Consider the following 23,444-nt stretch of genomic DNA (forward strand, 5'->3'; position numbering starts at 1 on the left):
ATGACAATGCACGTCAGGACGTTCTCGTGGATCATGGGTCTCGTATGACGACAACGAATGCAGCGGCCGACAGGGCCGACACGACAGGTTCCTCCCACAGCGACGGGTTCGAGCAGGACGCCGAGTGGTCCACCGGCGACATGCAGCTCGACGATCGCAGCGCACTGCGCCGTGTGGCCGGACTCTCCACCGAGCTCACCGATGTCACCGAGGTCGAGTACCGCCAGTTGCGGCTCGAGCGCGTGGTGCTCGTCGGTGTCTGGACCAGCGGTTCCGCCGAGGAGGCGGAGTCCAGCATGACCGAACTCGCGGCTCTGGCCGAGACGGCGGGTTCCGAGGTGCTCGAAGGGCTGGTGCAGCGTCGCGACCGACCCGACGCCTCCACCTACATCGGCTCCGGCAAGGCGAAGGAACTGCGCGAGGTGGTCATCGCGACCGGCGCGGACACCGTCGTGTGCGACGGTGAACTCACGCCTGCGCAGCTGACGGCACTGGAGAAGATCGTGAAGGTGAAGGTCATCGACCGCACCGCGCTGATCCTCGACATCTTCGCTCAGCATGCCTCCTCCCGCGAGGGCAAGGCGCAGGTCGCCCTGGCGCAGATGGAGTACATGCTTCCGCGTCTGCGCGGCTGGGGTGAGTCCATGTCGCGTCAGGCGGGTGGCCGCGCCGGCAGCAACGGCGGTGTGGGCCTGCGTGGTCCCGGTGAGACGAAGATCGAGACCGATCGTCGTCGCATTCGCGAGCGCATGGCGAAGCTACGTCGCGAGATCCGGGGCATGAAGCAGGCCCGCGACACCAAACGTGAGCGCCGGCTGCAGGGCAACGTGCCGTCCATCGCCATCGTCGGCTACACCAACGCGGGGAAGTCGTCGCTGCTCAACGCGTTGACCGGATCCGGTGTGCTGGTGCAGAACGCACTGTTCGCGACCCTGGATCCGACCACGCGCAAGGCGACGCTCGAGGACGGCCGCGAGTGCGTGCTCACCGACACCGTCGGCTTCGTCCGCCACCTGCCGACCCAGCTGGTCGAGGCGTTCCGCTCCACGCTCGAGGAGGTGACGGACGCCGATCTGCTGCTGCACGTGGTGGACGGGTCCGACCCGCTCCCCATCGGGCAGATCGAGGCGGTCCGCGAGGTCATCGTCTCGGTGGTGCGCGAGCAGAACGCCGCGGCGCCCGAGGAACTGATCGTGGTCAACAAGATCGACGCCGCGGATCCCGTCACGCTGACGCAGCTGCGGGGCCTGCTGCCGGGTGCGGTCTTCGTGTCCGCGAAGACCGGTGAGGGCATCGAGGAGCTGCGGACACGACTCGGCGAGCTGGTCCGCCCGCCCGAGGTGTCGGTCAGCGTCCTGCTGCCCTACGACCGCGGCGACCTGGTGTCGCGCATCCATGCGGACGGACGGATCTCGAGCACGAGTCACGAGAGCGGCGGTACGCGCATCGACGCGACCGTGCCGACGGCGCTGGCCTCGATACTCACGCGATACGCCCACAGCGCGTGAGCCGTCGGTTCGCGCCGGTGCTCGGCGCTGCCGTGGTGGCGCTCGTGGCAGCGTCTCCCGCGGCGGCGCAGACCGAGGCACCGGATGCGGAGCCGTACTGTGTGCCGACCGATCCGGGACTGTCCGAACTCTCGGGTATGACGGTGCTCGACGGGACGGTGTACGCGATCGAGGACAGCGGCGCCGACGACCGTGTCGCGCGCCTCGACTCCGAGTGTGCTGTCGCGGAGTGGCTTCCGAATCCGGTGGATCCGTACGACGTCGAGGATCTCTCGTCGTTCGAGGGGTCGTTGTGGCTCGCGGACATCGGCGACAACGACCGTCGACGCGACGCCGTGGCGCTCACCCGGATGGATCCTGCGGCCGGTGGTGCCGGTGAACTGCACCGGCTCACCTATCCCGACGGTGCGCACGATGCCGAAGCACTCCTCATCGGGCCCGACGGCCGTCCCGTCGTCGTCACGAAGGACGGTCTCGGAACCGGTGCCGTGTACACCGCGGACACGTCGGTGTCCGATCTCCCGAGTCCCGGTCCCACCCCGCTGCGCCGCGTGGCCGACTTCGCGCCGTCCGCGACGACCACACCCGGGGGTCCGCCGCTGCTCGACGGCAGTCGCCTGGTCACCGGCGGCGCCGTGAGCGCCGACGGGTCCATCGCTGCCGTGCGCACCTACACCGATCTGTACCTGTGGTCCGTGCGGGACGGTGACGTGGCCGCGGCCTTCGCGTCGGCCCCCGCCCGCGTCGTCGCGCTCCCGCCGCAGCCGCAGGGCGAGTCGATCGCCTTCACCTCGGACGACGAGGTGCTGCTCGGGTCCGAGCAGGGTGTGGACACGGCTGCAGCTCTTCCCGCCGTCCTCGTCCTGCGCGATGTGGCACCCTCCGCCGAGGCCGGCCCGGAGGCCACCGAGACCGCGGACTCCGAATCACCCGCCGAGCCCACCGGGTCCATCCTCGTTCCGTTGATCGCCGCCGCGGCGTCGGTCGGTGTGGTCGTGGTGCTGACCCTGTTCTTCGTGCGTCGACTGTTCCGGTCGCGGTAGACACAGAAGCACACATGACGACGGCCCCCACGGTGTGTGGGGGCCGTCGTCGTCTGTGCGGAAGATCAGGCGTCGAGGTCCGACGCGACCAGTGCGGCGACCTTGTCGAGCGTGGCCTGATCATCACTGGTGATCGTGACCTCGGTGCCCTTGGTGGCCCCCAGCGTCATGATCATGAGCGCGGAGCCGCCGTCGACGGCCTCTTCGCCCTCCACCTCGAGGGTGACGTCGACGCCGGAGTCGGCGACCGCCTCGGCGATGACGGCGGCGGGACGGGCGTGCAGGCCGATGGCGGATCCGACCGTGACCGTGGTGCTGGGCATCGTGGTGATCTCCTTCTTCGTCAGGTGAGTGCTGGTGTCGATACTGCCAGCTGTGGGGGTGGTGACGTGGGTGTCAGGCTGCGACGGCGACGGGTTCGTCGACGATCTCCGCAGGCTTCTTGCCGGCGAACTGCTTGGCCGCGGTGATGAGCGCCGCGGAGACCACGGTGCCGATCGCCAGAGCCAGCAGGAACAGGAAGAAGTTGTTCATCGCGAAGAACACCAGCAGTCCGCCGTGGGGCGCGCTGAGCGTCGTCCCGAAGGACATGATCAGGGCGCCGGTCACAGCGCCGCCGGCCATCATCGAGGGGATGACGCGCAGAGGGTCGGTCGCGGCGAACGGGATCGCACCTTCGGAGATGAACGCAGCTCCGAGAAGCCATGCAGCCTTGCCGTTCTCGCGTTCTGCCTCGCTGTAGAGCTTCGGACGCAGAGTCGACGAGAGTGCCATGGCGAGCGGGGGAACCATGCCGGCAGCCATGACGGCGGCCATGATGCGCAGCGATGCCTCGTTGTCGACGCTGAGCCCGGCGGTGGCGAAGGCGTAGGCGGCCTTGTTCACCGGTCCACCGAGGTCGAAGCACATCATGAGGCCCAGGATGATGCCGAGGATGATGACCGACGAGCCCGAGAGGCCGTTGAGGAAGTTGGTCAGGCCGGTGGTGATGGCAGCGAGCGGGCGACCCAGCACGAGGAACATCAGACCGCCGACGACGAGGGTCGCACCCAGCGGGATGATGACGACGGGCATCAGGCCACGGAGCCACGGCGGCACCGCGATCCGGCTGATCCACAGCGCCACGAAGCCGGCGATGAGGCCACCGACGAGGCCACCGATGAAGCCGGCACCGACGAACAGGGCCACCGCACCGGCGGTGAAGCCGGGAGCCAGACCGGGACGGTCCGCGATGGCGAAGGCGATGTAACCGGAGAGGGCCGGGACGAGGAAGCCGAAGGCCAGGCCGCCGAGCTGGAACAGCACCGCGCCGATGAAGATGCGGAGCCCGCCGTCGGGCAGGTTGGTGAGGCTGTTGTTGGTCATGATGTCCTCGGCGACACCCTTGATCTCGTATCCACCGAGAAGGAAGCCGAGGGCGATGAGGAGTCCACCGGCCGCGACGAACGGGATCATGTAACTGACACCGGTCAGGAGGATCTGGCGCAACCGGGTGCCCCAGCCGAGTCCACCGGCAGCGGCCGCAGCGGACGCTCCCGGTGCGGTACCGGAGACGCGTGCGGCGTTCGGGTCACCTCCGGCGCGCAGAGCCTCGGCAACCATCTTGTCGGGCTCGTTGATCGCGCGCTTGACGCCGGACTCGATGACGGGCTTGCCCGCGAAGCGCTCGCGGCCCTTGACGCCCACGTCGGTCGCGAAGATGACGGCCTCGGCCGACGCGATGAGAGCCGGGTCCAGTGCCGTGGAGCCGCTCGAGCCCTGCGTCTCGACGTGCACGGTGACGCCCGCACGGTCGCCGGCGTCCTTGAGGGAGTCGGCGGCCATGTAGGTGTGGGCGATGCCGGTGGGGCACGCGGTGATGGCGACGATGTGCTTGGCAGCGTCCGCCGTGGCGGTCGGAGCGGGAGGAGCGGTCTTCGTGGTCGTGACGGGAGTCGCAGCCTTCGGAGGCTTGGGGGCCAGAACGCCCTCGACCAGTGCGACGACGTCGGCAGGGGTGGCCGCCTCGCGCAGCGACGTCACGAATGCGGGCTTGACCAGCGCGCGTGCGAGCGAGGACAGCAGCTTCATGTGCTCCGCGCCTGCGCCCTCCGGTGCGGCGATGAGGAAGACCAGGTCCGCGTCGCCGTCGGGTGCGCCGAACTCGACCTTCGGGTTCAGGCGAGCGAATCCGAGCGATGCCGTCGTGACCGCGGCGGAGCGGCAGTGTGGAATCGCGATGCCGCCGGGCAGGCCGGTGGCCGACTGCGCCTCACGAGCCATCGCGGCGTCACGCAGGGCGTCGGCATCCGATGCACGGCCCGCGTCGGTGAGGACGCGAGCGAGGCGGGCGATGACATCGTCCTTCGTCGAGCCGAGATCGGCGTCGAGCAGGATGAGGTCCTCGGCGATGATGCCGGGCTTGGCATCGTGAGCCGTGGTGGGACTGGACATGTCGTTTCCTCTGGGAGTGGAGTGGAGCTGGGGGATCAGGACTGGGGTTTTCAGGACTGGGGTACGGCGGGTGACGAGTCGAGGGTGTGGACGGGGACGGCAGTGACGTCGACGTCGGACGGCGTCGGCAACCGGGTGCCCGGTAGGGCGGCGGCTGCGGATCCGTAGGCGACGGCCCGGGCGAGTCGACCGGCACCGTCCTCGCCGTCGAGATCGGCCAGGATGTATCCGGCCAACGACGAGTCGCCCGCGCCGACGGTGCTTCGCGGGGTGATCGGGGGAGGGGTGGCGAACCACGACCCTGTCGCGGTGACCAGGACGGCCCCGGACCCACCGAGTGTCGCCAGGACGGCAGCCACTCCGCGGTCGACGAGAACGCGCGCGGCCTCGACCGTGGGATACGGGTCACCCTGTGCGGCACTGGCTTCGAGAGCCGCGCCGTCGTGTCCGGTGAGGTGTGCGAGTTCTTCCGCGTTCGGCTTGATCAGGTCCGGTGCCGTGGCGGGGAAGCCCGCGGCGAGCGCCGAGAGGGGATCGTCGGAGGTGTCCACGGCAACCTTGGCCGACACCTCGTGCAGCGCGGTGACGAGGCGGCCGTACCAGGTGGCGTCGATTCCGGGCGGGATCGATCCGGACAGGACGACCCAGTCGGCACGCTGCGCGAGTTCCAGGACCGACGCCATCAGGGCGTCGACCGTCTCGGGTGCCAGTCCGGCCCCGGGCTCGTTGATCTTGGTCGTCGTGCCGTCGGACTCGCTGATGGTCAGGTTCGTGCGCGCGACACCCGACGTGGGTACGGCGTGGTACCGGACTCCGAGGGTGCCGAGCGCGCTGAGCAGCGGATCGGAACCGCTGCACGGGAGCACCGCTGTGGCGGTCCGTCCGGCGGAGGTGACGACGCGTGCGACGTTGACCCCCTTGCCGCCGGGCTCCGTCGTGGTCAGTGCGCTGCGATGCACCGATCCGCGCACCAACGGCACGTCGAGGGAGACCGTGCGATCCATGCTGGGGTTGGCCGTCAGGGTGAGGATCATGCGACCACCACCTCCAATCCGTGTTGCTGCAGACGGGTGCAGTCGGTGTCGGTGATGCCGTCGTCGGTGACGAGGACGTCCACACAGTCGAGTGCGGCGAAGGACATGAAGAACTGCAGGCCGATCTTGGCCGAGTCCGCGACGACGATCACGCGGTCCGCCGCGCTCACCATCGCGCGCTTGACGGCGGCCTCGTCGGTGTCGGGAGTCGAGAGACCGTGGCCGACGCTGATCGCGTTGGTGCCCATGAACGTCACGTCGACACGCACGGTCCCGAGCACTCGCAGGGTGTCCTCGCCGACGGTCGCCTGCGTGACACCGCGGACGCGGCCACCGAGCAGGTGGAGATCGAGGGACGGAACCGCGGCGAGACGCGTCGCGATGGGAAGCGAGTTGGTCACCACCGTCAGATCCGACTCGACGGGGATCAGCGCGGCGAGGCGACCGGTGGTGGTGCCGGCATCGAGCGCGATGGATCCGCCGGGTGCAGGCAGGTAGGCGAGGGCGGCAGCGGCGATGCGGTCCTTCTCCTTCGCGCGGGTGTGTTCGCGCTCGGCCATCCCTGGCTCCACCGCGGTGACCGACGTGGCGGGCACCGCGCCACCGTGGACTCGGCGCACGACGCCCATACGGTCGAGCGAGGCCAGGTCACGGCGCACGGTCTCGGTGGTGACACCGAACGTGTCGGCCAGGTCGGCGACGGAGACGCGACCGCGCTGTCCGATGAGGCCGGCGATGGCGTTCTGCCGCTCTTCCGCGTACATCGTGTTCACCGCCCCTCCGTCCGATCCGTTGTTTCACTGTTGGTTTATGTTGTTTTACGCCCGTCTCTGTTGACATGTCAAGAGGTTCGAGTAATCTGAGTCACAAGAGCCATCGCGGGAGACGCGATGCACAGCGGGTAGGCGAGATGCCCCCGCACCACCGCGCAGCAGGAGGAAGCAGATGACGGGATCGCTCACCGTGAACGAGGCACAGCCGACGGCCCACGCGGTGCAGGGCACGCCGGTGGTGCCCGGCGTCGGCTACGGCCCCGCGATCCGCCCGGCGCCGCGCCCCTCACGTCCCGACACGGCCGTCGAGATCGCCGAGGACGCGCGCGATGCAGAGAAGGAGCGCTTCCGCGCCGCGGCGGCCGAGGTCGGTCGACGTCTGCAGGCCCGTGCCGCACTGGCAACCGGCTCCGCGTCCGAGGTGCTCGCCGCCAACGCCGCGATGGCCGAGGACCGCGGGTGGATCGGCGCCGGCGTCAAGGCCATCGGCAAGGGTTCCGACGCCGCGTACGCCGCCGTCACCGCGACGGACCAGTTCGTCGCCATGTTCGCCAAGCTCGGCGGACGCATGGCCGAGCGCATCACCGACCTCATGGACATCTGCGACCGCGTGATCGCCGAGCTGTCCGATCTCCCGGAGCCCGGCGTGCCCACCCCGTCGGAGCCCTCGGTTCTCCTGGCGGAGGACCTCGCACCCGCCGACACCGCGGGACTCGACGCCACGCTGGTCGTCGGCCTCGCGACTTCGCTCGGTGGACCCACCAGCCACACCGCGATCATCGCCCGTCAGCTCGGCATCCCGTGCATCGTCGCGGCGACGGGCCTCGACGACGTCCCCGCCGGGACGCTCGTCATGGTGGACGGCACCACCGGCCGCATCGAGATCGAGCCCGATCCGTCCACGGCACGCTCCGCGGTCGAGGAATCGGCCACCCACCTCGCCGAGGTCGCCGACTGGAGCGGGCCGGGCCGGACGTCCGACGGTCACCGTGTCGACATCCTCGCGAACGTGCAGGACGGCGCCGGCGCTCGCGCAGCCCGGTCGACCGCGGCCGACGGCGTCGGACTCTTCCGCACCGAACTCAGCTTCCTCGACCGCGACGTCGAGCCCACCGTCGACGAGCAGGCCTCGATCTACGCCGAGGTGCTCACCGCGTTCGAGGGCACCAAGGTGGTCGTCCGCACGCTCGACGCCGGCTCGGACAAGCCGCTGCGCTTCGCGAACCACGCCGACGAGGCCAACCCGGCCCTCGGAGTGCGCGGCATCCGTATCGCCGAGGGCAATCGCGGCATCCTGCACCGCCAGCTCGACGCCATCGCGGCCGCGGCGGCCTCGACCGAGTCGTCCCCGTGGGTGATGGCCCCGATGATCGCCACGTCCGCCGAGGCGCAGGCCTTCGCCGCCGACGTGCGGGAACGCGGGCTCACCCCCGGCGTCATGATCGAGGTGCCCGCCGCGGCGCTGCTCGCGGACCGGATCCTCGATCACGTCGACTTCCTGTCCATCGGAACCAACGACCTCGCGCAGTACACGATGGCGGCCGACCGCATGTCCGCCGACCTGGCCGCACTGACCGATCCGTGGCAGCCCGCAGTCCTGACGCTCGTCGCCCACGCGGCGAAGGCCGGCGCAGCGGTGAACAAGCCTGTCGGAGTCTGCGGAGAGGCCGCCGCGGACCCGTTGTTGGCCTGTGTCCTCGTCGGCTTCGGCGTCACGTCCCTCTCGGCCGCGTCGGCCGCCGTGGCCGGTGTCGGCGCGAAGCTCGGCACCGTGACCCTCGAGCAGTGCAAGGCCGCGGCCGAGGCCGTGCTGTCCACCTCCAGCCCGGCCGAAGCACGCGAGGTTGCCGCCGGCCTGCTCGGGTGATGCGCTCCCGCCCTCCGACCGGCCTCCGGCCTTCCCGGTGACCTGCCGACCGGCCTCCGGCCTTCCCGCATGACATCATTTCCGCCGTGACGACAACTCGATCCAGGCAGTTCTTCCCTCGCTGGTCCGTCCACGGTGACGGTCGCACCGTGGCGCCCGACGCGGTCGTCGCTCCGGACGAACGGCTCTCGTGGCCGCGCACGATCGGGATCGGGATGCAGCATGTCGTCGCGATGTTCGGCGCCACTCTGCTGGTGCCGACCATCACCGGGTTCCCGGTCACGACGACGCTGTTCTTCTCCGGTCTGGGTACCGCGATCTTCCTGTTGGCCACGCGCGGCCGGATCCCGAGCTACCTGGGCTCGTCCTTCGCCTTCATCGCACCCTTGGCGGCGACGGCGGGCGACGGTCCCGCTGCGCAGCTCGGCGCGGTGCTCGTGGTGGGCGTGGTGTTGTTCCTGGTCGGCCTGCTCGTCCGGTTGGCGGGGAGCCGCGTCCTCGACGCCGTCATGCCGCCGCTCGTGACCGGCGCGATCGTGGCGCTCATCGGCCTGAACCTCGCGTCCACCGCCGCGACCTCGTACGAGGCTCAGCCGCTCGTCGCGACCGTGACCCTCGTGGCGGTCCTGCTGGTCACCGTCGCGGTGCCGGGGCTGATCGGTCGCCTCGGCATCCTCGTCGGCGTCGTCGTGGGGTGGGTGTTCGCTGCCGTCACCGGTGCTCTCGATCCCGCACGCGTCGACGCACTCGGTAGCGCGTCGTGGATCGGACTGCCCGAGTTCACGGGCCCTTCGTTCCAGCTGTCCGTCGTGCTCGTCGCACTGCCCGTCGTCGTGGTGCTCGTCGCCGAGAACGTCGGTCACGTGAAGGCGGTCGCGGCGATGACGGGTCGGTCCCTCGACGACGTCGCCGGTGACGCCCTCATGGCGGACGGCGCGGCGACCGTCCTCGCCGGTGCCGGTGGTGGTTCGGGCACCACGACCTACGCGGAGAACATCGGCGTCATGGCCGCCACCCGCGTGTACTCCACCGCTGCCTACTGGGTCGCCGCCGCCACGGCGCTGGTGCTCTCGTTCTCCCCGAAGTTCGGCGCTCTGATCTTCACGGTCCCGAGCGGTGTCATCGGCGGCGCGACGCTCGTGCTCTACGGTCTCATCGGCCTTCTCGGCGTGCGGATCTGGCAGGAAGCGGGGATCGACTTCACCAAGCCGCTCAACCTGATGGTCGCGGCGGCCGCCCTCGTCGCCGGTGTCGGTGACTTGACGCTGACCATCGGATCCGTCGAACTCGGCGGCATCGTGTGGGGCTCGGTCGGCATCCTGGTCGCGTACCCGGTGCTGCGCGCGCTGTCGGAGCGGCGACGAGACTGAGCGGTCTGTGCCACGCTGAAGCGGTGAGCCACCCACACCTCGACCCGATGCGACCCGTGCGCCTCGCGCCGGACGAGTGGCCGTCGACGCCGGCGTGGAAGGTTCCGCTGATCGGCGTCGTCTGGGTTGCAATCGTCGTGGCGACCTTCGCGCTGCCGAACTCTGTTGCTCGTGCGGCCGTTGCGGCTGTTGCCCTGATCGTTGCTGTGGTTCTCGCCGTTGCGTCGACGAGGCGGACCGTGCGCGAGAGCGGCGACCAGCGCATCTCCTGGTTGCGCGGCCCCGCGGTGCGTCGCCGTGACGTCGACCTGCTGCGGAGTGCCAGTGGTTCGGCGGTGGTCGTCGTCGGCTTCGCTCTGAACGGCGTGCCGGGTCAGTACTGGTGGGTGACTCTGGCAATCGTCGCCTGGGTTCTGCCGCCCCTCGTCCTGCAGGCTCGGCACAATCGCCGCGTCTAGGCTGGCTCCGTGCCGCATGCCCTCGTCTCGACCCGACACGTCGATGCGGAAACGGTGATCGAGCGGAGCAGGTTCCTCGCCCGCGTGGTCACCGTCCACACCGAGTCCGAGGCGCTCGACGTGGTCGCTGCGGTGTCGGCAGAGTTCCCCGATGCGGGCCACCACTGTTGGGCTTTCGTCGTCGGCGCAGATCAGGAGCACCGTCGTCAGCGCGCATCGGACGACGGCGAACCTGGCGGTACGGCAGGTGTTCCGATGCTCGGCGTGCTGACCGGCCGCGACCTCGTCGATGTGGTGGCCGTCGTCAGTCGGTGGTTCGGGGGCGTCAAGCTCGGCGCCGGTGGCTTGGTGCGCGCCTACTCGGGCGCGGTGAGTGCGGCGCTCGACCGCGTGGAGGTGGGCGAACTCGCGCGAGTCGACGTTCTCGAGATGAGCTTGTCCCATGCTGATGCCGGTCGGGTGGAGGGCGTTCTGCGAGTGCACGGATTCGCCGTCGACGACGTCGCCTACGGATCCGACGTGCGGCTCCGGGTGATCGGTGACGGCGACCGGATCGACGGTGTCCTCGCGTCCGCGACCAGCGGCGGTGTGGTGGCCGAGCGCGTCGGGCACCGATGGGTGCTCGAGCTCTAGGGCGGCTGGGTGCGCTGAGCCGCGGATACCGCGGCTCAGCACACAGGATTCGAGTCAGTGACGCCGTGTCAGCTGCGCGGGCGGAATCACGCCGGGGTAGTAGAAGTAGTGGTGAGGCGACTCGACGAGATCGGAGGAACGGATACCTGCCACTTCCCAGACATCGACCGGCCCGCCGGTGTTGTTCATCCGGACGAACCAGTCACACTCCCACTCGTCTCGCGCCAGAAAGCATCCCTGCTGCTCGGGCTCAGTGCTGCCTGCGATGCCCCGTGCCGCACCCATGCGCTGCCAGTCCAGCCCGAACCGCGAGATCGAGTTGCGGTTACGTGACGACGAGACATGGAAGTGAGAAGGCATCGCGCAGAGGTTACGGAGCCGATTGCGGACGGGCCAGGTGATATCGGCTGACGCCGAGGTCACCGAACGTGCTCGCACTGGTCATCGACCCCGCTCGTACCTGGTTCTAGGCTCGAGACAGATCCGCCGTACGCACGACGAGGAGAATCATGAAGCGCACGTTGTTCGAGCCCGAGCACGACCTGTTCCGCAGCTCGTACAAGAAGTTTCTCGAGCAGCACGTCGCGCCGCATCACGCGGAGTGGGAGACGCAGAACATCGTCGACAGAGGTGTCTGGGTCGAGGCCGGCAAGCAGGGCTTCCTGGGCATGGCAGTGCCGGAGGAGTTCGGCGGCGGCGGAGTCAAGGACTTCCGCTACAACGCCATCGTCACCGAGGAGACCACGGCCGGTGGGTACAGCGGCATCGGGTTCACGCTGCACAACGACGTCGTCGCTCCGTACCTCATCGAGCTGACGAACGACGAGCAGAAGCAGCGCTGGCTGCCCGGCTTTTGCTCCGGTGAGCTGATCACCGCGATCGCGATGACCGAGCCGGGCACGGGCAGTGACCTGCAGGGCATCAAGACCAAGGCCGTCCGTGACGGTGACGACTGGGTGCTCAACGGCTCCAAGACGTTCATCACCAACGGCATCAACGCCGACATCGTCATCGTGGTGGCGTGCACCGATCCGGAGAAGGGCGCGCAGGGCTTCAGCCTGTTCGTCGTCGAGCGCGACATGCCGGGCTTCGAGCGCGGCCGCAACCTCGACAAGATCGGTATGAAGGCGCAGGACACCGCGGAGCTCAGCTTCACCGACGTCCGCATCCCTGCCGCCAACATGCTCGGTCAGGAGGGTATGGGCTTCATCTACCTGATGCAGAACCTGCCGCAGGAGCGCCTGTCGATCGCCGTCGTCGCGGCTGCCGCGATGGAGTCCGCGCTCGCGATGACGATCCAGTACTGCAAGGACCGCAAGGCGTTCGGCAAGCCGATCGGCAAGTTCCAGAACACGCGATTCGTGCTGGCGGAGTGCGCGACCGAGACGACTGCCGTCCGCATCATGGTGGACAAGTACATCGAGCAGCTCAACGCGAACGAGCTGTCGGTCCAGGAAGCAGCCATGGCGAAGTGGTGGACCACCGAGAACCAGGTCAAGCTCATCGACCGGTGCCTGCAGCTGCACGGTGGCTACGGCTACATGAAGGAGTACCCGATCGCCAAGGCGTACATGGACTCCCGCGTGCAGACCATCTACGGCGGCACGACGGAGATCATGAAGGAGATCATTGGTCGCGGTCTGGACCTGTAGGAACCTCGAACACGACGACGCCGGCGCTGGACATCCAGCGCCGGCGTTCGTGTGTCCGGAATCAGAGCTTGCGCATCACGGTGACGACCTTGCCCAGCACCACGGCGTCGTTCCCGGGAATGGGCTCGAACAGGTCGTTGTGGGGGAGCAGCCAGACGTCCCCACCAGTCCGCTTGAACGTCTTGACGGTGGCCTCTCCGTCGATCATGGCGGCGACGATGTCCCCGTTGTCGGCCACGTTCTGCTGACGCACGACCACCCAGTCACCGTCGCAGATGGCGGCGTCGATCATCGACTCACCGACGACGCGGAGAAGGAACAGCGAGCCGGACCCGACGAGCTCGCGCGGAAGCGGGAACACGTCCTCGACGGCCTGCTCCGCGAGAATCGGACCACCCGCGGCGATACGTCCCAGGACGGGGACGAAGGTCGGTGCGGGCAGGCGATCGTCGTCCGACGACGGTGTGTCCGCGCTGTCGAGGTGATTCGTGGTGTCCGTGGCGACGAGATCGTCCTGCGCGACGGCAGAGACCTCTTCGGGGCGCCCGTTCTCGCCCGGCAGACGCACGTCGACGGCGCGGGGACGGTTGGGGTCGCGGCGCAGGAACCCCTTGCGTTCGAGGGTGCGCAGTTGATGCGCGACCGACGAGGTGGACGTCAATCCGACGGCGTCACCGATCTCCCGGATGCTCGGCGGATAGCCGCGCTCGACGACCGACGCACGGATCACCTCGAGCACTCGCCGCTGACGTTCGGTGAGACCGGACTCGGTGTCGGCGGTCGTGGCCGAGCCGGTCGCTGACGCGCGCCCGCCGACCGTGCCGGATGAGCTGTCGTCCTTCATCGAGATACCTCCATCGGTAGCAGTGGACGTGGGGCAGGTGGTGCTGGTGTCACGTCCGTTGTGCGTGTGTCGAACCTAAACCGAAACGGGACTCGGATCAAACACCTGTTCGAAGCGTGTCGCGTGTTCGATGCACTTTGTCGGACCGGACTGCTATACATCGAACATGCGTTCATTCGAACGCGTGGGCGAATGTGTTGTTCGAACACCTCGGTGCATCGGCGACGCGGACGGCCACCGGCTATCCACGAGGAGTGGTTGCAATGACTCGAAGTGACCTGCTGACTGTCGGCACCGCACGTTCCATCGACATGCATGCACCCGTTCGCACGCGCTGGACCTGCGACGACGATTCCTACTGGGGTGTGGCCGACCGCGCGGCCGGGTCCACGACGACCGACGTGCGCGAGCGCACCACGGTCCGCCGCAGCCCCGCTCCGCGCGACTCCCGCCGCCCCGACGGCGGCACTGTCGACTACCGTCGCCGCTCGAACGGTGTCTCGCAGGTCGAACACCGCACTCGTCGGGGGCACGGATTCGCGACGCCCATCGCTGTGGCGCTGATCACAGCAGTGTCCGTTCTGGGGCTGGTGGGGTTGGCGAACATGCGCTCCGCCGACGTTCCGGCACAGCCGTCAATCTCGGAGCAGGTGGAGATGGGCGTCGTCTCCGGACGCTGACACCGGCCGGACACGCCCCCGGGGCCGCGGAAGGCCGTCCCGGTACGCTGGACACACCGAGAGCCGCCGTGGCGCTCGGGAAATGCCCGAGCCATCGAGGGGTCTCTGTCCGATGCACTGCCCGTTCTGCCGTCACCCCGACTCGCGCGTCGTCGATTCGCGTGAAGCGGAAGAGGGCCAGGCGATCCGGCGGCGTCGTTCCTGCCCCGAGTGCGGTCGACGCTTCACCACGGTGGAGACAGCAGTGCTCTCCGTCGTGAAACGCAGTGGCGTGAGTGAGCCGTTCAGTCGCGAGAAGGTGGTCAAGGGAGTCCGTCGGGCCTGCCAGGGCCGCCAGGTCGACAACGACGCGCTCGTCCTCCTCGCCCAGCAGGTCGAGGACACGGTGCGGGCTTCCGGGTCGGCCGAGATCCCCAGCAACGAGGTAGGGCTCGCCATCCTCGGGCCACTGCGCGATCTCGACGAGGTGGCCTACCTCCGATTCGCCTCCGTCTACCGCTCGTTCAGCAGTGCGGACGACTTCGAGCGCGAGATCGAGGACCTTCGTCGCCACCGCGCCGAGCACGATGCTGCCCTCGCCGAGGACGCGGAGCCCGCCGCTCAGCGGTGAGTCAGCGCCGCACCGCACGTCGGACGTCGTCGATGGCCTTGCGCACCCGCTTCTCGCTCACCGGGTACAGCGTTCCCAGGGTCTGAGCGAACAGGTTGACCCTCAGCTCCTCGATCATCCAGGCGATCTCCCGCACGGCATCGCTGCGGCCCACCGAGTCCGGTACCGACCCGAGCAGGGCGTCGTAGTCCGCATAGACGCGGTCCAGCACGTCCATCCCCGCCGCGTCGCGGCGAGCGCTGGACGGGAATGCGCGAAGTCGGCGCTCGGCCGCCTCGAGGTAGCGCGGAAGATGTGGCAGGTGCGCTTCGCCGGTCTCGAAGACGTATCCGGGGAAGATCAGCCCGTCCAGCTGCTGGCGCACGTCGTCCGCGGCATCTCCCGTCGCGTCGTCGAGTGCAAGGCGGACCCTCGTCGCGGCACCGAGAGATGGTTCCGCCACCCGGAGCACCGCGGCCGTCCGGCCGGCGAGCTCGCCCCGGACCGCCTTCTCCAGCACCGCATACGCCTCGGGCGTGGACACCGGGCCGCCGTGCTTCATCATGAGCTCGTCGGCCGCGAGGGTGCGGCAGTCCTCGACGAACGCCTCGATGCTTCCGTGCGGATTCTGCCCCAGCGCGAGCCGCTGAGCCGGGGAGCGTCCGGTGAGCAGGTTCTTCGTCGACAATGGGATGGCGTCGAGCAGGAGGCGTCGGGTGCCCTCGCGCATCGCTGCTCGCTGCTCGGCGGCGGTGCCCAGGACACGAACGGCGACCCCGCCCTTCTCGGGAACCAGGGCGGGATACCCGGTCACCTTCTGCGAGTTGACCGTTCGGGTGACGGTGGGCTCGAGTGTGCCGATGGTCTCGGACGTCCACCGTGTCACCGGGGCCTTCTCCGAGTCCTTGGCGGCGACGCCGACCGCAGCGGCCGCGGCAGCACCGAGTCGGGTGCGCAAGGCGGAGAGGGACGTGTCCTTGTCCAGTCGACGGCCGCGATCGTCGACCACCACGAACGTCATCTTCAGGTGGCGGGGCAGCGCGGACGGGTCGAAATCCGACGGTGCGATCGGCACGGCGCCCATGCGGGTGAGTTCACGCGACAGTGCGACCAGTAGTGGTTCCGTCCTCGGTCGCATCGCCGCGACGGCGGCCACCGCGTGGTCGGGCGCTGGGACGACGTTGCGGCGCAACTCCTTCGGAAGAGTCTTGATCAGGGCCGTCACCAACTCGACGCGCATGCCGGGGACGAGCCAATCGAATCCGACGTCGGCGACGCGGGGGAGGAGGGCGATGGGAATGGTGATGGTGACGCCGTCGTCCTCCTTGCCCGGCTCGAACTGGTAGGTCAGGGGGAACTGCGCCTCGCCCTGACGCCAGGCGTCGGGGTAGTCGCCCTCGACGACCGCGGCGGCGTCCGGGTTGACGACGGTGGCGCGGTCGAAGTCGAGCAGGTCCGGCGTCGTGCGGGACGCCTTCTTCCACCACCGGTCGAAGTGACGGGCCGACACCACGGTCGCAGGTACACGCTCGTCGTAGAAAGCGAAGAGGGTGTCGTCGTCGACGACGATGTCGCGTCGGCGGGCGCGCGACTCCAGTTCCTCGGCGTCGCTGCGCATCTCCTGGTTCGCGTGGAAGAAGCGGTGGTGCGTCCGCCACTCGCCCTGTACGAGAGCGTGGCGGATGAACAAGTCGCGAGACACCTCGGCATCGATACCGCTGAAGGTGACGGGCCGGCGGGCGGCGAGAGGAATGCCGTACAGCGTGACGCGTTCGTAGGCCATCGCCACTTCGCGCTTCGTCGACCAGTGCGGCTCCGAGTACTGGCGTTTGATCAGGTGCGGGGCCAGCTTCTCGGCCCATTCGGGTTCGATGCGCGCACCCATCCGGGCCCAGAGTCTGCTGGTCTCCACGAGTTCGGCCGCCATGATCCAGCGCGGCGGCTTGCGGAACAGACTCGAACCGGGGAAGACGGCGAAGGTCGACCCACGTGCTCCGAGGAAATCCTTCTTGTCGCCCTCACGAAGACCGATGTGCGACAACAGGCCCGGCAGCAGTGCCTGGTGGATCACGGCATGGTTCGGCTCCGAGGAGTCGCCCGCGTCAGGCATGGTCCAGCCCAGGCCGCGCGTGATCTGGCGCAGCTGACCGTGCAGGTCCTGCCATTCGCGGATGCGCAGGTAATGCAGGAATTCCGATCGGCACATGCGTCGGAACTGGTTGGAGGACAGCTCTCGGCGCTGGTCTCCCAGATACGTCCACAGTTGCCACAGTGCGAGAAAGTCCGAACCCTCCACCACGAAACGCTTGTGCATCTCGTCGGCGGCCTGCTGATGCTCCGCGGGCCGCTCGCGCACGTCCTGGATCGAGAGCGCCGAGACGATGACGAGAACTTCCCGCAGGCATCCGTTGCGGTTGGCCTCGACCAGCATGCGCGCCATGCGCGGGTCGACCGGGAGGCCGGCGAGCTCCTTGCCGAGCGAGGTGAGCACGGGCCCGTCCTCGCCCTGCGACTCGAGCGCCCCGAGTTCGTCGAGCAGGCCCAGGCCGTCACGGATGCTGCGCGGGTCCGGTGCCTCGACGAACGGGAACGCGTCGATGCGGCCCAGTCCCAGCGAGGCCATCTGCAGGATCACCGATGCGAGGTTCGTGCGCAGGATCTCGGGATCCGTGTACTCGGGGCGGGCCTCGAAGTCCTCCTCCGAGTACAGCCGGATGCAGATGCCGTCCGCGACGCGACCGCACCGGCCGGCACGCTGGCGGGCCGACGCCTGCGAGATGGGTTCGATCGGCAGACGCTGCACCTTGGTGCGCAGCGAGTACCGCGAGATGCGCGCGGTTCCGGGGTCGACGACGTACCGGATGCCGGGCACGGTGAGCGACGTCTCGGCGACGTTGGTGGACAACACGACTCGTCGACCGGTGTGGCCGGTGAAGACGCGGTGCTGCTCGGCTGCCGACAGCCGGGCGTAGAGCGGAAGAATCTCGACGTTGCGCAGTCGGCGATCCTTCAGAGCATCGGCGGTGTCGCGGATCTCGCGCTCGCCCGACAGGAACACGAGGACATCGCCCTCCGGTTCGGTGAGCAGTTCCTCGACGGCGTCGCACGTGGCGTCGACCGGGTCGAGTTCGATGGTCTGCTCGCCGTTCTCGACCGTGAGCGGCCGATACCGGACCTCGACGGGGAACGTCCGGCCCGACACCTCGACGATCGGCGCGTCGACCCCGTTCACCGCGAAGTGGTGCGCGAAGCGGCCAGGGTCGATGGTGGCCGAGGTGACGATGACCTTCAGATCGGGACGCTGGGGGAGCAACCGGGCGAGATAGCCCAGGATGAAGTCGATGTTGAGGCTGCGCTCGTGCGCCTCGTCGATGATGATCGTGTCGTACCGACGCAGCAGCCGATCCCGTTGGATCTCGGCGAGCAGGATGCCGTCCGTCATCAGCTTGACGAGGGTGTTGTCGCTGGAGTGGTCGGTGAAGCGCACCGTGTAACCGACGGCGTCGCCGATCTCCTGCCCTAGTTCGTCGGCGATACGTTCCGCGACCGTCCTGGCGGCCAGTCGCCGGGGCTGTGTGTGTCCGATGACGCCCTGGACGCCGCGACCGAGCTCGAGGCAGATCTTGGGAATCTGTGTCGTCTTGCCCGAGCCGGTCTCGCCCGCGACGATGACGACCTGGTTCTCTGCGATGGCGGCTGCGATGTCGTCCTTGCGGGCGGACACCGGCAGTGCCTCGGGATACGTGATCGTGGGAACGGAGGCTCGACGAGCCGCGATCGTGGCTTCGGCGCGGCCGATGTCGGCAGCGATCGATGCGAGTTCGGCGGGCTTGCGGCTGCGGTCGAGCCGACGGCGCAGCCTGTGCGCGTCACGGAAGGTGAGGTCGGACAGGCGGGCCGTGAGGTCGCGGCGGGTGGGTCCGGAGGACGGGGGAGCAGATGTCGACATGGCTCACGCCAGTTTATCCGTCACCGCTGCGTCAGGATGCGTGGCCCGTCGTCCGTGATCGCGATGGTGTGCTCGGAATGGGCGGTCATGGATCCGTCGGCCGACCGGAGGGTCCATCCGTCCGGGTCCATGACGAGCTTCGCCGTCCCGCGGGACCACCAGGGTTCCAACGCGAGTGTCATGCCCGCCCGGAGTGTCAATCCCGATCCCGCACGGCCGGCGTTGGCCACGTGCGGGTCCTCGTGCATCGTCCGGCCCAGGCCGTGACCACCGAAATCGGTGTTGACCTGCTTTCCGGTCTCCCGGGCGACGTTCTCGATCGCCGCCGAGATGTCCCCGAGTCGCCCACCGACGACGGCCGCGGCGATGCCGGCATCCAGTGCGCGCCGGGTGCTCTCGATCAATTCGACGTCCGCGGGATCAGGGTTGTCGCCGACGACGACGGTCAGCGCCGAGTCGGCGACCCATCCGTCGATGGAGACAGCGAAGTCCAGGCTCAGGACGTCCCCAGCGGCGAGCGTGTGGTCGAACGGGAGGCCGTGCAGTACACGGTCGTTGACCGACAGGCAGATGACGTTGCGGAACGGCCCGCTGCCGAACTCGGGGGCGTAGTCCCAGTAGCAGGACACCGCGCCGCGGGTGGCGACGAGGTCGCGGCAGTGATGCTCGAGATCCATCAGGTTCACGCCGGGCTGCGCCTGCTCCGACAGCGTCGTCAGTGTCTCGGCCACGAACGCGCCGGTCACCGCCATCTTGTCGATCTCGGCAGGGCCCTTGAGCTCGATCATCCGTCCATCGCTTCCTGTCGGTATTTCAATACCAACGAACGGTAGCAGACCGGTACAGGAATACCGCTATGCTGACCTCGTGGTCCGCATTCCCCTGAGTCCCGAGCAGGTCGAGGCCGGTCGTCGCCTCGGCGCCGTCCTGCGCGCCGCACGAGCGGGACGAGACCCCGAGATCGTCGCCCGTGACGCCCGGATCTCACCCGAGACGCTCCGCAAGATCGAGGTGGGTCGGATCGCGAGCCCCAGCTTCGGGACCGTGCTGCAGATCTGTGCGGCACTGGGACTGCCGGTCTCCGACGCGGTGGACGCATGGCAGGGCGACAGGGAGCATCGCGTCGCGATCTAGTGCTTCGTTGCTCGGCGCCGAGGACCGCGCTCGTGTGAGGATCGCTCCATGACTCCGCCGGACGATCGCGTCGCCACCCCTGTCGCGCTGCGCGTTCTCCGAGTCGTCGCCGCGCTGCTCGGGCTGGCCGCCCTGATCTGGATCCCCGTCCGGTCCGCGGACGTCCCCGGATTCTCGCTAGCCAACTTCTTCAGCTACTTCACTGTGCTGAGCAACGTGCTGGCCGTCGTGGTCTTCGTGATCGGCGGGGTCGTCGATCCCCGCTCCGAGACCTTCGACAGGCTTCGCGGGGCGGCCACGACCTACATGGTGATCACCGGGATCGTGTACGCGGTGTTGCTGTCGAACGTCGACGTGCAGATCCAGGACGCGTGGACCAACTCGGTGCTGCACCGCATCGTGCCCGTCCTCATCGTTCTCGACTGGATCCTGGCGCCACCACGTCGTCGCAGCGCGGAGAGCGGGCCGGTGCTGTGGTTGGTCTTTCCCGTGGTCTACGGGGTCTACAGCCTGATCCGCGGGCCCATCGTCGAGTGGTACCCGTATCCGTTCCTGGACCCGCGGGAGCGGGGGTACGGCCCCCTCGCGATCGGGCTCGCCGTCCTGGTCGTGGCGTTCCTGCTCATCGCCCTGGCGGTCGACAGAGTGGGCGAACTGGCGGCGTCCCGCCGGTCGCGGAAGCACGCCACGAGTGGCCTAGGCTGACCTCTCGTGACCACTCCCCAGCACACGTCCTCCGCGTTCTGGCACGGCTTTGCCGACATGCACACCGTCGAGTCCGGCGGCCGATTCGTCGTCGCCCGAGGTGAGGGCGCGCGCATCTGGGACACGGCCGGCACCGAGTATCTCGACGGCACCGCGGGTCTGTGGTTCACGAACGTGGGTCACGGCCGCACCGCCATCGCGGACGCCGTGGCGCGGCAGCTGTCCACGCTCGCGCACTACTCGACGTTCGGCGACGTCGTTCCCGACGTGACGCTGGAACTCGCCGACCGCCTCGCAGCGATCGCGCCCGTCGCGGGCAGCAAGATCTTCTTCACCTCGGGCGGCTCCGACTCGATCGACACCGCTGCCAAACTGGCCCGGCGTTACTGGCACCAGATGGGCAAGCCCGGCAAGACCGTCGTCGTCGGCCGCCAGAAGGCGTACCACGGCATGCACGTCGCCGGCACCGCACTGTCCGGACTCCCGCTGAACCGGGAGAACTACGGCGAGCTGATGACGGACGCGCGGACGGTCGCGTGGGACGAGGGCAAGGCGCTGCTCGAACTGATCGAGAAGGAGGGCGCGGACACCATCGCCGCGTTCTTCGCCGAGCCGATCATCGGTGCCGGCGGGGTCTACCTGCCGCCCGAGGGCTACCTGCACGAGGTGCGTCAGATCTGCCGCGACCACGACATCCTGTTCGTGGCCGACGAGGTGGTGACCGGATTCGGTCGTATCGGCGGAGCGTGGTTCGCGTCGTCGAAGCTGGGCCTCGAGCCCGACATGATGTGCACCGCGAAGGGTCTGACGTCGGGCTACGTGCCGATGGGTGCGGTCTTCGTCGCCCCGCGGGTCGCCGAGCCGTTCTACGAGGGCGGCGCCTGGTGGCGCCACGGCTACACGTACGGCGGTCACGCCGGCGCCGCTGCCGCGGCCATGGCCAACCTCGACATCATCGAGAACGAGGACCTGCTGACGCACGCGTCGCGCCTCGAAGCCACGCTGCACCGGCATCTCTCGCCCCTGGCCTCGCACGACCTGGTCAGCGAGGTCCGCAGTGGGATGGGTGTCGTCGCCGCGGTGCAGTTCGCCGATCCGTCCTACGCGATGCCGTTCGTCAAGACTCTGCGCCGCGAAGGTGTCTCCGCGCGAGCGGCCGGAAACGGCGCGATCCAGTTCTCGCCGGCGTTCGTCATGACCGACGAGCAGGTCGAACAGATGGCGTCCGCCACCGCGCGGGCGCTGGACGCCACGGTGAGCTGAGCGTCGTGGCAGTTCCCGATCACTGGATCCCGCACGCCCGCGAGGACGGCGAGGTGATCGGGTGGATCGACATGCAGTCGCAGGCACCCGATCTGGTGCCGGTCGACCGGCTCGGCCGACCGTTGGCCGCGGTATCGGAGTGGCCAGAGGCCGAAGAGGCGCTCGAGCCCCGCGGCCTCCGATTCCTGATGGACAAGTTCACATATCAGGGTCGAACGGTGCGGATCCGGACCGTCGACGATCACCGCATCGTCGTGACCACAGCAGTCTCGGACGCGGTGGGAGACGTGGGTGAGGAGTTCGTTCTCGCCTTCCCTGCAGGGGCAGAGTTGCGGGAAGGTCCTGCTCGCTGACTTACCCGGGGTGTACGGATGTTGCAGCATCAGCGGCTCCCGGGGATGTCAGCAGATTCTTGAAACCGTAGCTTGTGTGACGCACAGCAGTCGGCACGTGTCGAGCGTGTCAGTCCCGCGTCGCTGCGTCGACCGAACCCAGCCGGCTGGCCATGCGACTGGTGTCGATGGGCAGGTGTCGACTGCCGAGGAACTCCTTCAGAGGGACATCCGCTAGGAAGTCCGTTCGGATGGACGCGTCGTAAAGGATGTCGACGAGACTGCCGAAACGATGAGCAGCGTCGCGGGCGAGTCGGCTCGGCCCCGGGATTTCGCTGATCACCCACCGGGGGAAGCGTTCTGCCAGGGCGAGGAAATCTGTCGGGGCGTGGGGCCGGACGCATAACGAGTCGAAGGTGAACCACACCAGGTCTGCGCGCACGGCGAGTGTCTCGACGGTTCGACCGCCGATAGTGAGAAGCTCGGCCTCTCGAGGTTCGGGAGTAGGCATCCGGCTCGGCTGGGTGTCCTCGAGGCTGATCCACCGACCTGCAGCGAAGCCGGTGCGTGTCGACGGGGGTTCGACGGTGCGGTAATCGATCGGTCCGTCGACACACACGACGTTCATCGACCGTTCGATGAGACGGATTGCCGGCTCGAACATGTTGTGGAACAACGGGTTCGGAAGTAGTCCGCTGGGAGCGTAGTTCGATGTCGCAACGACAACCGTCGAACGCTCGAACAGCGCTGTCAGGAGTCGACTGACGAAGATCGCGTCCGCTGGATCGTGGACGTGCAGTTCGTCGAAGCACAGGGCATCGACGTCGCCGACGAGATGGTCCAGTGCGGCAGCCAGGTCGTGGCGGTTCTTGTGTAGAACCGTATGGAGGTCGGCGAGAAAGCGATGGAAGTGAGTGCGCGTCTTCCGGTCGGTCGACGCCAGCGCGAAATACTGATCCATCAGCCATGTCTTGCCGCGACCGGGCGGACCCCACAGGTAGACGCCGCGATTCCGAAGCTGTTCGAGCGCGTCGGCCGCGGCGAGCTGATACATGTCCAGGGTGAGGCCGTCGGCGTGCGCGGCCGCACGGATCGCCCCGGGCGCGACCAGGTTGTCCCGAACAGATCGACGAAGCCGCACCGCTAGACCGTACGAAACTCCTTCACGTCGGGATAC

22 protein-coding genes are annotated in these 23,444 nt (G+C 68.5%); 13 read left to right on the forward strand and 9 right to left on the reverse strand.

Features of this window, described 5'->3' with window-relative positions:
• Positions 1-44 precede the first annotated feature (44 nt).
• Positions 45-1,508 (forward strand): GTPase HflX, encoded by a 1,464-nt coding sequence (hflX, locus tag J4E04_RS09865; RefSeq protein WP_027505135.1) that lies wholly within the window; start codon positions 45-47, stop codon positions 1,506-1,508.
• Positions 1,505-2,551 carry a hypothetical protein gene (locus J4E04_RS09870; protein WP_490150418.1) on the forward strand — a complete coding sequence of 349 codons (1,047 nt, stop codon included), beginning with the start codon at positions 1,505-1,507 and terminating at the stop codon, positions 2,549-2,551. The genes hflX and J4E04_RS09870 overlap by 4 nt, the downstream gene beginning before the upstream one ends.
• Before the next feature lie 65 nt (positions 2,552-2,616).
• On the opposite strand, the gene J4E04_RS09875 is transcribed toward J4E04_RS09870, so the two are convergent.
• From J4E04_RS09875 to J4E04_RS09890, 4 genes are all read right to left on the reverse strand, one after another.
• On the reverse strand, positions 2,617-2,874 hold the full coding sequence (locus J4E04_RS09875) for an HPr family phosphocarrier protein (RefSeq protein WP_027505136.1): 258 nt from the start codon (positions 2,872-2,874) through the stop codon (positions 2,617-2,619).
• A 73-nt stretch (positions 2,875-2,947) separates the two neighbouring features.
• The gene (locus J4E04_RS09880; protein ID WP_056444900.1) at positions 2,948-4,984 is read right to left on the reverse strand and encodes a PTS fructose transporter subunit IIABC; all 2,037 of its coding nucleotides are present in this window, start codon (positions 4,982-4,984) and stop codon (positions 2,948-2,950) included.
• A 50-nt stretch (positions 4,985-5,034) separates the two neighbouring features.
• Positions 5,035-6,018, reverse strand: a complete 984-nt coding sequence (locus J4E04_RS09885) for a 1-phosphofructokinase family hexose kinase (protein ID WP_222649155.1) — start codon at positions 6,016-6,018, stop codon at positions 5,035-5,037.
• Positions 6,015-6,782: a DeoR/GlpR family DNA-binding transcription regulator gene (locus tag J4E04_RS09890; protein WP_027505139.1), complete on the reverse strand. Its 768-nt coding sequence runs from the start codon at positions 6,780-6,782 to the stop codon at positions 6,015-6,017. Before J4E04_RS09890 ends, J4E04_RS09885 begins: the two co-directional genes overlap by 4 nt.
• Positions 6,783-6,963: 181 nt before the next feature.
• On the opposite strand from J4E04_RS09890, the gene J4E04_RS09895 reads away from it, so the two are divergent.
• The 4 genes from J4E04_RS09895 to J4E04_RS09910 all read left to right on the forward strand — a co-directional run bounded on the left by J4E04_RS09895 (position 6,964) and on the right by J4E04_RS09910 (position 11,119).
• Positions 6,964-8,658, forward strand: coding sequence for a phosphoenolpyruvate--protein phosphotransferase (locus J4E04_RS09895; RefSeq protein WP_222645308.1), 1,695 nt, complete (start codon positions 6,964-6,966; stop codon positions 8,656-8,658).
• An 86-nt stretch (positions 8,659-8,744) separates the two neighbouring features.
• Complete coding sequence (locus tag J4E04_RS09900; RefSeq protein ID WP_027505141.1) at positions 8,745-10,028, forward strand: uracil-xanthine permease family protein; 1,284 nt, start codon at positions 8,745-8,747, stop codon at positions 10,026-10,028.
• A 23-nt stretch (positions 10,029-10,051) separates the two neighbouring features.
• Entirely contained in the window at positions 10,052-10,486 is a 435-nt protein-coding gene (locus tag J4E04_RS09905) for a hypothetical protein (protein ID WP_222637649.1), read from the forward strand.
• A gap of 9 nt (positions 10,487-10,495) precedes the next feature.
• Positions 10,496-11,119 (forward strand): IMPACT family protein, encoded by a 624-nt coding sequence (locus J4E04_RS09910; RefSeq protein WP_490150419.1) that lies wholly within the window; start codon positions 10,496-10,498, stop codon positions 11,117-11,119.
• A 54-nt stretch (positions 11,120-11,173) separates the two neighbouring features.
• Here the strand turns inward: J4E04_RS09910 and J4E04_RS09915 are convergent, their stop codons facing one another.
• Positions 11,174-11,479, reverse strand: a complete 306-nt coding sequence (locus J4E04_RS09915; protein WP_490150420.1) for a hypothetical protein — start codon at positions 11,477-11,479, stop codon at positions 11,174-11,176.
• Between the two features lie 149 nt (positions 11,480-11,628).
• Here J4E04_RS09915 and J4E04_RS09920 point away from each other — a divergent pair, with 149 nt between their 5' ends.
• Complete coding sequence (locus J4E04_RS09920; protein ID WP_027505144.1) at positions 11,629-12,771, forward strand: acyl-CoA dehydrogenase family protein; 1,143 nt, start codon at positions 11,629-11,631, stop codon at positions 12,769-12,771.
• Between the two features lie 61 nt (positions 12,772-12,832).
• Here J4E04_RS09920 and lexA read toward each other — a convergent pair whose 3' ends face one another.
• A complete protein-coding gene (gene lexA, locus J4E04_RS09925) occupies positions 12,833-13,615 on the reverse strand; it encodes a transcriptional repressor LexA (protein ID WP_222645304.1) in 783 nt (260 codons plus the stop codon).
• A 311-nt stretch (positions 13,616-13,926) separates the two neighbouring features.
• Between lexA and J4E04_RS09930 the strand changes: the two genes are divergently transcribed.
• Both J4E04_RS09930 and nrdR read left to right on the forward strand, forming a co-directional pair.
• Entirely contained in the window at positions 13,927-14,295 is a 369-nt protein-coding gene (locus tag J4E04_RS09930) for a hypothetical protein (protein WP_155956975.1), read from the forward strand.
• A 112-nt stretch (positions 14,296-14,407) separates the two neighbouring features.
• Positions 14,408-14,905 carry a transcriptional regulator NrdR gene (nrdR, locus tag J4E04_RS09935; protein WP_490150421.1) on the forward strand — a complete coding sequence of 166 codons (498 nt, stop codon included), beginning with the start codon at positions 14,408-14,410 and terminating at the stop codon, positions 14,903-14,905.
• A gap of 1 nt (position 14,906) precedes the next feature.
• Here the strand turns inward: nrdR and hrpA are convergent, their stop codons facing one another.
• Complete coding sequence (gene hrpA, locus J4E04_RS09940) at positions 14,907-18,833, reverse strand: ATP-dependent RNA helicase HrpA (RefSeq protein WP_490150422.1); 3,927 nt, start codon at positions 18,831-18,833, stop codon at positions 14,907-14,909.
• A 20-nt stretch (positions 18,834-18,853) separates the two neighbouring features.
• Positions 18,854-19,621, reverse strand: coding sequence for a type I methionyl aminopeptidase (gene map, locus J4E04_RS09945; protein ID WP_285185057.1), 768 nt, complete (start codon positions 19,619-19,621; stop codon positions 18,854-18,856).
• A gap of 79 nt (positions 19,622-19,700) precedes the next feature.
• On the opposite strand from map, the gene J4E04_RS09950 reads away from it, so the two are divergent.
• Genes J4E04_RS09950 through J4E04_RS09965 form a run of 4 tightly spaced genes read left to right on the forward strand, consistent with a single transcriptional unit; the run spans position 19,701 to position 22,288 of the window.
• Positions 19,701-19,967: a helix-turn-helix domain-containing protein gene (locus J4E04_RS09950; RefSeq protein ID WP_027505150.1), complete on the forward strand. Its 267-nt coding sequence runs from the start codon at positions 19,701-19,703 to the stop codon at positions 19,965-19,967.
• Between the two features lie 48 nt (positions 19,968-20,015).
• A complete protein-coding gene (locus J4E04_RS09955; protein ID WP_222637646.1) occupies positions 20,016-20,672 on the forward strand; it encodes a Pr6Pr family membrane protein in 657 nt (218 codons plus the stop codon).
• 57 nt (positions 20,673-20,729) lie between these two features.
• Positions 20,730-21,935 (forward strand): aminotransferase family protein, encoded by a 1,206-nt coding sequence (locus J4E04_RS09960; RefSeq protein WP_056445275.1) that lies wholly within the window; start codon positions 20,730-20,732, stop codon positions 21,933-21,935.
• Positions 21,936-21,940: 5 nt separating this feature from the next.
• A complete protein-coding gene (locus J4E04_RS09965) occupies positions 21,941-22,288 on the forward strand; it encodes a hypothetical protein (protein ID WP_222630919.1) in 348 nt (115 codons plus the stop codon).
• Between the two features lie 109 nt (positions 22,289-22,397).
• On the opposite strand, the gene zapE is transcribed toward J4E04_RS09965, so the two are convergent.
• On the reverse strand, positions 22,398-23,408 hold the full coding sequence (gene zapE / locus J4E04_RS09970; protein WP_490150423.1) for a cell division protein ZapE: 1,011 nt from the start codon (positions 23,406-23,408) through the stop codon (positions 22,398-22,400).
• Between the last annotated feature and the right edge of the window lie 36 nt (positions 23,409-23,444).

It is taken from the genome of Rhodococcus sp. NFXS4, assembly GCF_058139645.1.

Excerpts from the sequence above, each read along its gene's own strand:
- hflX (WP_027505135.1), top strand. The coding sequence starts at position 45 with ATGACGACAACGAATGCAGCGGCCGACAGGGCCGACACGACAGGTTCC.
- J4E04_RS09875 (WP_027505136.1), bottom strand. The coding sequence starts at position 2,874 with ATGCCCAGCACCACGGTCACGGTCGGATCCGCCATCGGCCTGCACGCC.
- J4E04_RS09880 (WP_056444900.1), bottom strand. The coding sequence starts at position 4,984 with ATGTCCAGTCCCACCACGGCTCACGATGCCAAGCCCGGCATCATCGCC.
- J4E04_RS09885 (WP_222649155.1), bottom strand. The coding sequence starts at position 6,018 with ATGATCCTCACCCTGACGGCCAACCCCAGCATGGATCGCACGGTCTCC.
- J4E04_RS09890 (WP_027505139.1), bottom strand. The coding sequence starts at position 6,782 with ATGTACGCGGAAGAGCGGCAGAACGCCATCGCCGGCCTCATCGGACAG.
- J4E04_RS09895 (WP_222645308.1), top strand. The coding sequence starts at position 6,964 with ATGACGGGATCGCTCACCGTGAACGAGGCACAGCCGACGGCCCACGCG.
- J4E04_RS09915 (WP_490150420.1), bottom strand. The coding sequence starts at position 11,479 with ATGCCTTCTCACTTCCATGTCTCGTCGTCACGTAACCGCAACTCGATC.
- J4E04_RS09920 (WP_027505144.1), top strand. The coding sequence starts at position 11,629 with ATGAAGCGCACGTTGTTCGAGCCCGAGCACGACCTGTTCCGCAGCTCG.
- lexA (WP_222645304.1), bottom strand. The coding sequence starts at position 13,615 with ATGAAGGACGACAGCTCATCCGGCACGGTCGGCGGGCGCGCGTCAGCG.
- J4E04_RS09930 (WP_155956975.1), top strand. The coding sequence starts at position 13,927 with ATGCATGCACCCGTTCGCACGCGCTGGACCTGCGACGACGATTCCTAC.
- nrdR (WP_490150421.1), top strand. The coding sequence starts at position 14,408 with ATGCACTGCCCGTTCTGCCGTCACCCCGACTCGCGCGTCGTCGATTCG.
- hrpA (WP_490150422.1), bottom strand. The coding sequence starts at position 18,833 with ATGTCGACATCTGCTCCCCCGTCCTCCGGACCCACCCGCCGCGACCTC.
- map (WP_285185057.1), bottom strand. The coding sequence starts at position 19,621 with ATGATCGAGCTCAAGGGCCCTGCCGAGATCGACAAGATGGCGGTGACC.
- J4E04_RS09955 (WP_222637646.1), top strand. The coding sequence starts at position 20,016 with ATGACTCCGCCGGACGATCGCGTCGCCACCCCTGTCGCGCTGCGCGTT.
- J4E04_RS09960 (WP_056445275.1), top strand. The coding sequence starts at position 20,730 with ATGCACACCGTCGAGTCCGGCGGCCGATTCGTCGTCGCCCGAGGTGAG.